The following is a 12,392-nucleotide window of genomic DNA, read 5'->3' on the forward strand; positions in this document are numbered from 1 at the left end:
ACGGCACATGTGCTGGCACCCACCGCCGACACCTGTCGCCAAAAAGGGAGCGCACCATGCTGCCACCTGTCAGCGCCGTCAGCGCGGTCGATATGCCCCTTTCCACGTCTACACCGCGTCAGGATGCAGTTGTGGCCCCCGGCACGCCGGCAGCAGCACCGCAGACAGAACCGGCGGGTGTCGTCAATCTGGCGTCAGGCACCGGCATTCGCGCTGTTTCCGGCGAGCTTCAGCTGTCCGATAACGTCAATGTTCTCGCAGAAACGCTTGGAAAGCTGTTGAACATCGCACGCATGGATGGGGAGGCCGCAGACGCCTATGTAAACCGCCTCGTGGCAAACATTCAAACGCTACCGGCAGACCAGAAGGCTACGTTAGAAAAAGCGCTGGGCAGCATCCTGCGCGGCATCAGTCTCGATGCGCTGGCCAATATCTTGAAAACCTCCGCAGGGCCTGAAGCCGCGCGACTGGCGATCATGTTCGAGCTGTCGCGCTCCAGCGTTTCCGCGCGTGCGCCGAAGCCATCGATTACGCCTTATTTGCAGGACATCCTGCCGGACAGCCCGGTTATCAGCCAGATCAGAGCCACCAATCCACCTTCCCCAGCGACTGCCGCTGCAACCACAAACAAAGCGATGCCGGTGATCGGAGCTGAAAACCCTGTCACGGCTCAACCAAAGTTAAGTCTGGCTGTCGACAGGCAACCACCGGCCGTAGCTGCGGTCAGCGCGTCCTTGCCTCAGGCACATGACATAACAACGCTTTCCAATGCCATAATAACGGCGAAAACTGCATTAGCTTCGGTTGGTCAAAACGTTGCGCAGCCAACGTCTTCTGTCCCCGCGGAAGCGCAGACAGCGAACGCCAACCCGGTGGTCGGCATTGGCAGGGTTCCACTCGATATGATCAAGACCGCACTGATGGAGGTCTTAAAGAGGTCGAATGCGGCACAGCCGCCACAAGCGGAGTTTGAGCAATCGCCGGAACCATTCCCGGTAAAGCCAATCGACCGCCAGTCCATGTCAGCCATCACGGCAGCGTTTTCCGGGGCAACACCCAAAGAGATGGAAAATCTTCTTCTCGCAGTCGTTCTTTCAAAGCTGCCGTCCCGTGGCGAGGGGTCGATACCAGAGGCAATGCTGCTGCCTGGCGCACATGTGGAAAGCGAGCGCGCTGTGAAATCGCAGCCTCTGAATCCATCCGTTATCCAGCCCAGCGTCGAGACGGAGACGCAAGACGCGGCTCTTGCCAATGGGCGTCCAGACATTGCGGCTATCCAAAGAGCTGCACTCGCCGAGGATATCAAGGCAGCGATACTGGATCAGCCAGCCTTGCAGGCAGCCGTTGCAGCGATCATTTCCAAAGAAGGAACAGGGCTGCCTTTTGTTACCTACCCATTTGCCAAGGACGAGGACGAATCGGACACCCCTCACCGCGGACGCTGGCCCTCTTCCGAGGGGGAGGCTGAAAATGGTGAAGATGGCGAGCAGGCAGACCAAGGGTCCGCTCAGGAAGAGCGCACCGCCGCCAATGATGAAGTGATCGATCACTCCCTGTCGGAAGGTGCCAATGATGATGGCGCGGCTGGCAATGCGGAATCCTATTATCTCAGGATGAGCGGTTTTTCCTGATATTTTTTGGTTTTGAACCCAAAGAAAAACCCGCCGGATCGCTCCGGCGGGTTTCTTATTTCAGATGATCTGGACGATTACTCGCCGCGGTTCTTCAGAGCCGCGCCAAGGATGTCGCCGAGCGAAGCGCCGCTGTCGGACGAACCGAACTGAGCAACTGCTTCCTTCTCTTCTGCGATTTCCAGAGCCTTGATCGAAAGCATGACCTTGCGATCCTTCTTGGAGAAGTTGACGACGCGGGCGTCGAGAACCTGGCCAACCGAGAAACGCTCTGGGCGCTGATCGTCACGATCGCGGGCCAGGTCGTTGCGGCGGATGAAGGATGTGAGGTCTTCGTGGGCCACGAGCTTCACTTCGATGCCGCCTTCGTTCACGCCGATGACTTCAGCGGAAACAACAGCGTTCTTGCGCAGTTCGCCAATCGTTGCGGCGTCGCCAACAGCGTCCTTGCCGAGCTGCTTGATGCCGAGCGAGATGCGTTCCTTCTCGACGTCAACGTCAAGAACAACAGCCTTTACGGTATCGCCCTTGTTGTATTCTTCGATGACCTGTTCGCCTGGACGGTTCCAGTCGAGATCAGACAGGTGAACCATGCCGTCAACGTCGCCTTCGAGACCAATGAACAGGCCGAATTCGGTCTTGTTCTTGACTTCGCCTTCGACTTCAGTGCCGGCTGGATGGCTGAATGCAAATGCCTGCCATGGGTTTTCGAGGGTCTGCTTGAGGCCCAGCGAAATACGACGCTTGGAAGGATCGACTTCGAGAACCACAACGTCGACGTCCTGTGTTGTGGACAGGATCTTGCCGGGATGTACGTTCTTCTTGGTCCAGGACATTTCGGAGATGTGGATCAGGCCTTCGATGCCTGGCTCCAGCTCAACGAATGCACCGTAGTCGGTGATGTTCGTAACGGTACCGGAAATCTTCTTGCCAACTGGATACTTGGCAGAGATGCCATCCCAAGGATCAGACTCGAGCTGCTTCATGCCGAGCGAGATACGGTGGGTTTCCTGGTTGATGCGGATGATCTGAACCTTGACCGACTGGCCAATGTTGAGGATTTCCGAAGGGTGGTTGACACGACGCCAAGCCATATCCGTGACGTGCAGCAGGCCATCGATGCCACCGAGGTCAACGAACGCACCGTAATCGGTGATGTTCTTGACGACGCCGTCAACAACCTGGCCTTCTTCGAGGTTCTGAACGATTTCAGAACGCTGCTCGGCGCGGGACTCTTCTAGAACCGTACGACGCGAAACAACGATGTTGCCGCGACGCTTGTCCATCTTGAGGATTTCGAACGGCTGTGGGTTGTGCATCAGCGGTGTAACGTCGCGGATCGGACGAATGTCGACCTGCGAACGTGGAAGGAACGCAACAGCGCCATCCAGATCGACGGTGAAACCACCCTTGACCTGGTTGAAAATAACGCCTTCGACGCGTTCGCCAGCTTCGAACTTGGCTTCGAGCTTGACCCAGCTCTCTTCGCGGCGAGCCTTTTCGCGCGACAGAACGGCTTCGCCCAGAGCANTTTCAATGCGCTCAACGTAAACTTCAACTTCGTCGCCGACCTTCAGGCCGCCGTCTTTCGAACGTGCACCGAATTCCTTGAGCGCGATGCGGCCTTCAACCTTGAGGCCAACGTCGACGATCGCTACGTCCTTTTCGATCGCCGTGACGATACCTTTGGCTACATAGCCTTCAGCAAGGTCGTTGGACGAAAAGGACTCTTCCAGCAGGGCTGCGAAATCGTCGCGCGTGGGGGTAGCTACTGACATTCAATCTCCTGAGAGTGTCCACGAATGAACACAAAGCGCCGGGGGTTCGCGTTGATGATTCCCAAAATCCATGCCCGCCTCTTACATTTTGAGGCTTTCCGGCGCAGGACATGCTTTCGGGATATTCCAGTATAAACAGGGACCGGACGTGCCGGTTCCCCGCAAATGTCATTTATTCAAGGCGGCATCGACAATCGACTTCGCTGCTTGAAACGCCGCCTCTATACCCATTTCCGACGTATCTAGCAAGTGCGCGTCTTCAGCTGGTTTCAAAGGACTATCACGACGTCCCATATCGCGCTCGTCACGCTTTTTCACATCCGCAAAAACGGCGTCGTAATCCGCAGCGCCACCCGTCGCGACAATCTCTTCATAGCGGCGCCGCGCACGGACCTGCGCCGATGCCGTCACATAGAGCTTCACCGGCGCTAGTGGGCAGACCACGGTGCCGATATCACGACCATCGAGCACCGTTCCCGGCTCCCTGACCGCAAAGGCGCGCTGCGCCTCCACAAGCGCACGGCGAACAGCGGGCATGACGGCAACCCTGGACGCGGCCTCGCCGATCTCGTGTTTCGCCAGCACCTCACGGTTCAGCCCGGACAAATCGAGCCCGAGCGCGATCTCTGCGGCTATCGCCTCGTCATCCAGCGGCAAGCCTGCATCCAGCAAAGCCTTCGCCGTGGCGCGGTAGGTCAGCCCGGTATCGAGATGATGAAACCCGTAGACCTCGGCAATCTGCCGTGAAAGCGTTCCCTTGCCGGCAGCGGCTGGTCCATCGATAGCGATCGTGAATGTCATTATAGCTATATTCCGCTTTGGATTTGGCCAGATTGCCCAATAGAGGGTTATTATAAGTCGCGAGATGGATCATCAAGAGACGTTGGACCAATGCCTGTCTGCGCGGCTTATAAAGTTTATCTTTGACAGGAAAGACATCAGCGATTAATGGGACCGGCTAGAATTTTACCGTCTACTGCCGGAAATACGGCGTAAACACCGAACTCATCTCACAATTCGAGGCTTAGACAGTGGCAAAAGTGGACCTTGGAACCAAGCGTACAGATCCCGATACCGGCAAGAAATTTTACGACCTGAACCGCGACCCAATCGTTTCTCCCTATTCGGGCAAATCCTGGCCGCTTTCCTTCTTCGAGGAAACGACTGCTGCCAAGAAGATGGAAGAACAGGCTGAAGAGGAAGAAGTGGCCGAAGTCGATACCGNAAATACGGAAGTCGAACTGGTACCTCTTGAAGATGCCGACGCCGACGCCAGCGGTGACGACATTCCTGACATCGAAGGCGACGACGATGTCGAGCTTGACGATGACGACGACACGTTCCTGGAAGCGGACGAAGACGAAGACGACGATGACGTTTCCGGCATCATCGGCGTAAGCGACGACGACGAAACCTGATTTCCACAGAATTCATCGCCCGGCGTCAAAAAAATGTCGTCGGGCGAACTTTTCGGCTTGCCATCTTCCATAAGCAGAAGTATCAAGCCGCCACCGAACGCAATCAACCGCTTCGGTTCCCGGAACCGGATTAAGAATACCGGAACCCTTATGGGGCTATAGCTCAGCTGGGAGAGCGCTTGCATGGCATGCAAGAGGTCAGCGGTTCGATCCCGCTTAGCTCCACCAAACTTCCCAGACTAAATATTGATAGATACCATTANTTTTGGCAGATAATGACGTCACGCTGAACACGTCTGTCGTCAATACGAATGCGTGAGCCGGGCTGGGCCGAATTTTAGGCGGACAGAACGCCGCGCTGTTGGATCAGGCCACTTTCGGAGCGTGNTTTTTCAACGCCACATATTCCCATACCGCGACCAGCAACAGAACACTCACTGCAGAAATCTGCATCGCATACAGGGGTAANCCCTGTAAGAAGAGCAGCACGACGAGGATACCAATTCCGGCGAAATGCGATATGGGCCGGATGTAGGATGCGGCGATCTTGACGCCGATGTTTCCGGCGAGGAACAGGATGGGGCCACCGATGATCGCCAATGCTTCGCGCAGGGTGGAAGGGTCGTGGCTGTGCGACAGGCTGAAGTCTTCCCCGACTGCGGTTAATATGATGCCGGCGACAATTGGCAAGTGGCCGTAATTGAAGAGTGCATGGCCAATCTTTTCAGGCTCGGCGGTTTCTTCCGCCTTTTCAGACACTTTTTCCTGGCCGTGATGGAAATAAATCCACCACATCAAGACCGTGCTGGCGAAGGCCGAGCAGAACACGACAAAGCTGAGACTGGAGCTCATGTGGTCGGTCGCGGTGCGTCCGGTCGTCAGAACCGTCTCGCCAAGGCAGATGATGACGAAGAGAGCGCATCGTTCTGCGAGATGTTCTCCCGAGAGATGCAGCTTTTCTTCCTTCCCGGTTTCGAGGCCGGGAAAGTAATATTTCAGAGCCGGACCGAGATATTCGATACCGATTGCGATGGCCCAGAAGACGATCTGCCATTCCAACTGCCCGGAAAACCCGCCTATGATCCAGAAGACGCTGGAAACGGCCAGCCACAGGGCCATGCGGCCGAAGGTCAGCGAATTTTCATGATCGACGCCTTTGNAAACATACAGCGCGAAGGCCGATCGCATCAATTGCATGCCACTATAGATAAGGGCGAAAGTGAAGCTCTGATCATGAAAGGCTTTGGGCAGTGAAATTGCCAGCAGGACGCCTGCAAACATCATGGCAAAGAGGAAAAGCCGTACAAGCCCTGCTTCGGTGTTGAGGAGGTTTGTCAGCCACGTGATTTGCACCCACAACCACCAAAGCGCCAAGATGATGATGGCGGCTTCCAGCAACGCCGTAGAGCCAAAGTCTTTGGCAAGCGTATGCGAGAGTTGGATGAGCGCGAAGACGAAAACGAGATCAAAGAACAATTCGGGAAATGTCGGCTTACCCGCTTCGGCATCTTTCTGCCGTATCAGGTACCACTTCGGGTCCGTCTTGACGTCCGAAGGCTCGGCCGATTTCCCCATATTCACATTTTCCCCTGCACGTCAGTTTATCTAGTCGGTTATTTCGCGGCGATCTGCGACCGTGCCTCTTCCCGCGCCAGCGCTCGATTGCGACCGAAAAGCGCGACACCCTTCGAATTATCGGGGAAAAAACGTGGACCTACCAGCCGGACCTGCTTGCCGCTAACGTCAACGATATAGCCATGCTTTGCTACATTCGAACCGGTGGTTTCGCGGATGTTCTGCGTATGCTTGATATCAAGGCTACTGACTTCGATATCCTGCGCCATTGCGGCCGTCACGAAACAAACAACAGCGCCCACGGCGGCGCCAACGGCAACCCGGTTCATCAACAATCTCCTGAATGTATTGAGCTTTTCTGGCTCAACAACACAACAGACGGCGATTTGGTTCCATATGTTCGATCAAGTCGATAATCGAAGAAGACATCTCGTGAAAAGCTGGCTTGCGAATCGACTACACGGGATTTGCGTCCCCTGATTTTACGCCATTCCTCAAACTTCTGCCGCGGCGCATGCGGCAGGCATCGCATCCAAACTTGCTAAACTTCAGAAACATGATAATTAGCGTCATAATATGACGCATGTCTGGCCATTGCCTGAGCGCGGGTCGCGCGCTGGGGGTTTGCCACTCTTCAGACCAAACAAGACGAGTTCAGGATTGTGACGTATCTTCACTCGATGACCTCCTTCACGGACGGTATTCGCGCAATCGCGCCCGCCAAATGGCGCGGCCTCGACGGTTTGGTCAGTGTGTTCTGGGACGCGGAAGGGCATGCGGGAGCAACGGGTTACTATCTTTCGCCTGACCCACGTATCGTCATATTCTTTAATGACGTGTCGCCACACATTGTTATGGCAAACCGCGAAAGCAGCGGCGCGGCGCATTATAGACCGATGAAACGCGCCATTTATGTTCCTGCGGGTGTGCCACTGTGGACAAGTTTCACCTCGTTTCATCGTTTCTCCCACCTGGATATTCACCTGCACAGGGACAAGGTGCTAAAATACCTGTCTCCATCTGTCGGCACATCCCTTGCGCTTTGTGCCTTGCGAAGGCCGGTCGAAATTCAGGATACGAGGGCGATTGAGACGCTGGCCAGCCTGTTGGTGGATGAACTTTCCAACCCGTCCAAACATGCCGTCTATGCCGAAAACCTCGTTGGCAGCATCGTTGCCGGTCTGCTTGATATCAACGGCGAGGCCGACGACCGGACGAATGCCCGGCTGACACAGGCACAGATGAACAAGCTGATATCGGTGGTGAATGCACGGGCCGACTACCGCATGACTGTTGCCGAAATGGCCGAAACGGTTGGTCTTTCGGAAAGCTGGTTTGCCAACGTCTTCAAGCAGACGACTGGCACGACACCGCTGCAGTGGCAACTCGGCAAACGCGTTCGTCTTGCCCAGAACATGCTGGCAGAAAGCGATCTCACCGTCGCCGCGATTGCAGCGCAACTCGGATTTTCCGACCAAGCGCACCTGACGAAGACCTTCAGACAGGTAGCGGGCGAAACACCCGCCGCATGGCGTCGTATGCGGCGGGTCGATTGATAAGTAAGTCCATCCGCATGAATACGGATGGACCATTTACGTCACCAGGTCTGGCGCAGTGTGGCGTAAATCGCACGGCCCGGGTTGTAATATTGTCCACCAGAATCTTTGCTCGCGATATGTTTTTCGTCGAACAGATTGCTCGCGTTGAGCTGCAGCGTCGTGNTTTCCTTGATTTTGTATGTGAATGCTGCGTCGAATAGCACTGCGCTTTCTGAAGCGATTGTATTCTCAATGTTCGTAAAGTAACTGTCCATGTAACGCGCACCGAGACCGAACGTCATGTCGCCGCGAACACCCTGACCTTCCAGCGTATAGGTTGCCCAAATCGAAGCGACATGTTTGGGGACGCGCATGAGGCGATGTCCATCATTTGCACCGCCGGGCTCCTCAATGTTGGAATCGATGTAGCTATAGGCCGCGACCAGCTCAATATTGTCCGTTACCTCTGCCTTGGCCTCGAGTTCCAGACCTCGGTGGCGGATTTTATCAACCGTTGCAGGTACATAGCTAACACTGTCATAAACGGTGAAGTTTTCCTTGGTCAGGTCATATAGCGACGCGGTAAACATCGCAGGGAAAGCGTCCGGCTGATATTTTACACCCACTTCGTATTGTTTACCGGTTGTAGGCTCCGTGCCAATGCCGGGTGGCGCTGCTGACTCAGCGTAGCTTGCAAAGGCTGCGAATTCCTCAGTAATTTTGTAGCTAAGGCCAATCTTTTTGCTGAGTTCGCTGTGATCATCGGACGTCGTGGCGCCAGACGACAATTGTGTTTGGCTAAGATCAAGCCAGTCGTTACGCAGCCCAAAGCTCACGGTGAGCCTGTCTTGGTAAGTGATATCTTGCTGGAGATAAATTGCCTTCGTTGTCTGATCGTTCCCATTTCCGGGCGTAAGCCCAATACTGGGACCACCAGCATAAATGGGATTTGTGGGGTCAATCGTCGGCGCAGCACCATACAGGCTGGCTTCCTCCGATTTGAAGTTATTGTATTCGACGCCAATGAGCGTGCGGGTCTCGAAATTGTCGAAGTCCCTCTCATATTTAAGGTTTGCATCAATAACAAATTGCTCGGAGGATTTGTCGCTGCCGAAGAAATAACGGTTCAGAGGATTTGCTCCTGGCGTATTTGCAAGACCCAGATAGGCACTCCCAAATCCAGTGTTCGTATCGCTATACCGCGCTTTAGAACCGAAGCTAAATCCATCACCAAGGTCGTGATCGAACATCAAGCTATAGGTATTGCGGTTGGTGTTATTGAAGTAGTAATCTGGTTCGCCGAAAAATTTGCTCCTGTCGAAGTCTGAACCGAGAGGATGCCCGCCACTACCAGGTACACCATCCTTGTTAAGATGATCGAAGACAAACGATAGGCTCGTGACGTCCGTAGGCCGCCATGTCAGGCCGCCCATGATGAACTTCTCGTTATCCTTCGAGTGGTCGTATTCCGCGTCTGCGTCCTGAAACTTACCGGTCAGGCGATAGGAAAGCGTATCGTCTTCGGTGATGTTGTCACCAAAATCCAATCCTACTTCTTTATGATTGAACGAGCCACCGGTTACGTAAGCTTCCCCGAAGCGCTCACTCTTTGGCAATTTGGTGACATAATTCACCGCCCCACCGGGTTCGGCTGATCCGAAACTGGTAGAACTTGTCCCTTTGAGAACCTCGATACGCTCGAATGCAAAAGGTTCTTCCCGAACTCCGCCGAACGTCCTGCCAATGGCCAGTCCGTCCCGATAGGTATAAGGCGTGAAGCCTCGGATATCGAAGAAATCCCAACGATCATCCGAACCGTAAAAATCCGTAACAACACCGGCTGTGTATTGCACAACCTGTTCGACACTGGTGGCGGCGCGCTCCTTGATTTCCTTGGCGGTGATGACGGAAACGGAGGCCGGTGTCGTCAGGACATCGCTCGGCATCTTTCCGGCACCCGTCGTCTGCCTTGCCACAATCGACTTCTCATTATCATCGCCACCGGCGCCTTGAACGACAATCGTTTCTAGAACCGTACTGCTGCTTTGGCTTGTCGCATCTTGAGCCAGCAGCCGTACCGGCGCCAACGCGACGAGGGCCGTACAGCCCAGCAATACAGCTTTGCGATAGCCGCGTTGCGAGGTTGCCCGGCCTGCGCTTGTCGTGTCATTCATCATGATCAAATTCCAGAAGTCGTGTTGCAATGTCTGGCAGCTCGGCGAAACTCCGGCGCCCCCTGTCGTGCAGATAACTTGAGGATGTTTGTCTGGTATTGTACAATTCCACGGTTTTGTAGAAAACCACGGAAACTTCGTCGCTCTTGGCGGCGGGTTCTCACATCGGTCTTGACGTTCAGCGGTGAAGCTGAGACGGGAAGTCAACTTTTAATATCCAGAGGTTTCGCCGATGCTGCGCTTCGTCCGCGCTTTTGCGCCAATTGTAACATTTCTGTCCCTGATCGCTTTCAGCAGTGCCTCTGCACAGGACGAAACCTCATATCCAATCGTCATCAAACACGCTTTGGGCACCACGACGATTGNAAAAAAGCCACAGCNGGTCGCGACCGTTGCATGGGCCAACCATGAAGTCCCGTTGGCGCTCGGTATCGTGCCTGTCGGTTTTGCCGCCGCTAATTTCGGTGATGATGACGGCGATGGCGTGCTTCCCTGGGTAGCGCAAAAGCTGAAAACGCTTGGCGCTGAGAAGCCGGTGCTTTTCGATGAGGGAGACGGCATTGATTTCGAAGCGGTGGCCGCGACCAAGCCGGATGTCATCCTTGCGGCCTATTCAGGGCTCAGCCAATCCGATTACGACACGTTGAGCCAGATCGCTCCTGTTGTCGCCTATCCGCAGTCGGCATGGGCAACGGATTGGCGCGATATGATCCGCTTCAACAGCACGGGCATGGGAATGGCCAAGGAAGGCGAAGCCCTGATCAAGCGGATTGAAGGAGAAATTACCGATGTCGTTGCTGGTTTTCCTCAGCTCAAAGGCAAGTCGGCAATGTTCGTGACGCATCTGGACGCCAGCAATCTCAGCACCGTCAACTTCTATACCGCCAATGATTCCCGCGTGAAGTTCTTTGGCGATCTGGGTTTGACGTCGCCCAAAAGCGTGAGAGAGGCGACCAAACCCGGCCAGTTCGCGGCAGCAGTTAGCGCAGAACGCGTGGATGCGTTCGATGATGTGGATATTGTCGTCACCTATGGCGGCCAGCCCCTGCTTGATGCGGTACAGGCCGATCCGCTTTTGTCCCGAATGCCAGCCGTCGAGCATAAGTCGATTGTCATGCTTGGCCGAAATCCTTTGGGAACTGCCGCCAATCCCACCCCTCTTTCGATTTCCTGGGTCCTGAAAGACTATGTCGCGCTGCTTTCCCAAGCGGTTGAAAAGTCGGCTGGAAAATAATGGCGTTCAGATACGTCAGGCAAAAATCGGCTCGTGATCTCATAAAGCGGTCAAATGGCGTCCTGTCACTCTGGCTCATGGGTCTGCTTGCTACGCTTTGCCTGCTTTGCACCTTGTCCGTGGCAATAGGCACCCGCGATGTGGCCTGGGGCGATGTATTTGCGGCGCTGAGTGGTCAGGTGGACAATATCGGTCAGGCAGCGGTTGCGGTTCGCATCCCGCGAACCGTGCTGGCGCTGGTTGCAGGCGCTGCCCTNGGGCTTTCCGGCGCCATCATGCAGGGGGTCACGCGCAATCCGTTGGCTGATCCCGGCATTCTGGGTGTGAACATGGGTGCGTCGCTTGCTGTCGTTATCGGCGTTGCATGGTTCAACATAGATTCGGCCAATGCCTTCATCTGGACCGCCATCCTCGGCGCAGGCTCTGCAGCTGTTTTCGTTTACACCATAGGCTCGCTTGGTCGGGGCGGCGCAACACCGCTCAAACTGGCGCTCGCCGGGGCGGCAACATCCGTCGCTTTCTCCTCGCTGGTCATCGCAGTCGTGCTGCCGCGAAACGATATCGCGGGCGGTATTCGCTCCTGGCAGATCGGCGGCGTTGGCGGCGCGACGTTCGAGCGCATCTGGCACGTTCTGCCGTTTCTCGCCGTCGGTTTTCTTATCAGCATGTTGTCGGCACGAAAGCTCAACTCACTGGCTCTGGGGGATGAACTGGCCGCGGGCCTTGGGGAGCGTGTGGCCACGGCCCGCGCATTTTCAGCCCTCGGCGCCATTCTTCTGTGCGGCGCAACGACGGCGGTCTGCGGACCAATCGGCTTTCTGGGTCTGGTCGTGCCGCATCTGTGTCGTCTTCTGGTGGGGGTCGATCATCGCTGGCTGTTGCCGTTCTCGGCACTCGGTGGCGCTGGCCTTCTGCTTGCCGCTGATATTGTCGGGCGCATCATCTCGCGCCCTGCCGAGCTCGATGTCGGCATCGTCACCGCGCTCATCGGGGCTCCGTTCTTCATCTGGGTCGTCAGACGCCAAAGGGTGCGAGAGCTATGAC

10 protein-coding genes and 1 tRNA gene are annotated in these 12,392 nt (G+C 55.5%); 6 read left to right on the plus strand and 5 right to left on the minus strand.

The annotated features are described in order from the left end of the window. Nucleotides 1-56: 56 nt before the first annotated feature. Nucleotides 57-1,631, plus strand: a complete 1,575-nt coding sequence (locus CUC55_RS15280) for a hypothetical protein (RefSeq protein WP_067647183.1) — start codon at nucleotides 57-59, stop codon at nucleotides 1,629-1,631. A gap of 77 nt (nucleotides 1,632-1,708) precedes the next feature. Here CUC55_RS15280 and rpsA read toward each other — a convergent pair whose 3' ends face one another. Continuing rightward, a complete protein-coding gene (rpsA, locus tag CUC55_RS15285) occupies nucleotides 1,709-3,409 on the minus strand; it encodes a 30S ribosomal protein S1 (protein ID WP_103088401.1) in 1,701 nt (566 codons plus the stop codon). Nucleotides 3,410-3,577: 168 nt separating this feature from the next. After that, nucleotides 3,578-4,210, minus strand: a complete 633-nt coding sequence (gene cmk / locus CUC55_RS15290) for a (d)CMP kinase (RefSeq protein WP_067647189.1) — start codon at nucleotides 4,208-4,210, stop codon at nucleotides 3,578-3,580. 230 nt (nucleotides 4,211-4,440) lie between these two features. Here cmk and CUC55_RS15295 point away from each other — a divergent pair, with 230 nt between their 5' ends. Next, nucleotides 4,441-4,827: a TIGR02300 family protein gene (locus tag CUC55_RS15295; protein WP_103088402.1), complete on the plus strand. Its 387-nt coding sequence runs from the start codon at nucleotides 4,441-4,443 to the stop codon at nucleotides 4,825-4,827. 152 nt (nucleotides 4,828-4,979) lie between these two features. Beyond that, nucleotides 4,980-5,055: transfer RNA gene (locus CUC55_RS15300), tRNA-Ala, on the plus strand. 138 nt (nucleotides 5,056-5,193) lie between these two features. On the opposite strand, the gene CUC55_RS15305 is transcribed toward CUC55_RS15300, so the two are convergent. After that, complete coding sequence (locus tag CUC55_RS15305) at nucleotides 5,194-6,402, minus strand: low temperature requirement protein A (protein ID WP_103088403.1); 1,209 nt, start codon at nucleotides 6,400-6,402, stop codon at nucleotides 5,194-5,196. Nucleotides 6,403-6,440: 38 nt separating this feature from the next. After that, nucleotides 6,441-6,731: a hypothetical protein gene (locus tag CUC55_RS15310; protein ID WP_067647198.1), complete on the minus strand. Its 291-nt coding sequence runs from the start codon at nucleotides 6,729-6,731 to the stop codon at nucleotides 6,441-6,443. 333 nt (nucleotides 6,732-7,064) lie between these two features. Between CUC55_RS15310 and CUC55_RS15315 the strand changes: the two genes are divergently transcribed. Next, complete coding sequence (locus CUC55_RS15315; protein ID WP_103088404.1) at nucleotides 7,065-7,958, plus strand: helix-turn-helix domain-containing protein; 894 nt, start codon at nucleotides 7,065-7,067, stop codon at nucleotides 7,956-7,958. A 41-nt stretch (nucleotides 7,959-7,999) separates the two neighbouring features. On the opposite strand, the gene CUC55_RS15320 is transcribed toward CUC55_RS15315, so the two are convergent. Continuing rightward, a complete protein-coding gene (locus tag CUC55_RS15320; protein WP_103088405.1) occupies nucleotides 8,000-10,117 on the minus strand; it encodes a TonB-dependent siderophore receptor in 2,118 nt (705 codons plus the stop codon). 229 nt (nucleotides 10,118-10,346) lie between these two features. On the opposite strand from CUC55_RS15320, the gene CUC55_RS15325 reads away from it, so the two are divergent. Next, nucleotides 10,347-11,348 carry an iron-siderophore ABC transporter substrate-binding protein gene (locus CUC55_RS15325; protein WP_103088406.1) on the plus strand — a complete coding sequence of 334 codons (1,002 nt, stop codon included), beginning with the start codon at nucleotides 10,347-10,349 and terminating at the stop codon, nucleotides 11,346-11,348. Then, complete coding sequence (locus tag CUC55_RS15330; protein ID WP_067647212.1) at nucleotides 11,348-12,391, plus strand: FecCD family ABC transporter permease; 1,044 nt, start codon at nucleotides 11,348-11,350, stop codon at nucleotides 12,389-12,391. The genes CUC55_RS15325 and CUC55_RS15330 overlap by 1 nt, the downstream gene beginning before the upstream one ends. Nucleotide 12,392 lies beyond the last annotated feature (1 nt).

This window comes from Agrobacterium bohemicum, assembly GCF_002896715.1.
Lineage (GTDB): Bacteria > Pseudomonadota > Alphaproteobacteria > Rhizobiales > Rhizobiaceae > Agrobacterium > Agrobacterium bohemicum.

What these genes read in the sequence shown, in the direction of transcription:
- CUC55_RS15310 (WP_067647198.1), bottom strand. Translation starts at nt 6,731, where the DNA reads ATGAACCGGGTTGCCGTTGGCGCCGCCGTGGGCGCTGTTGTTTGTTTC.
- cmk (WP_067647189.1), bottom strand. Translation starts at nt 4,210, where the DNA reads ATGACATTCACGATCGCTATCGATGGACCAGCCGCTGCCGGCAAGGGA.
- CUC55_RS15280 (WP_067647183.1), top strand. Translation starts at nt 57, where the DNA reads ATGCTGCCACCTGTCAGCGCCGTCAGCGCGGTCGATATGCCCCTTTCC.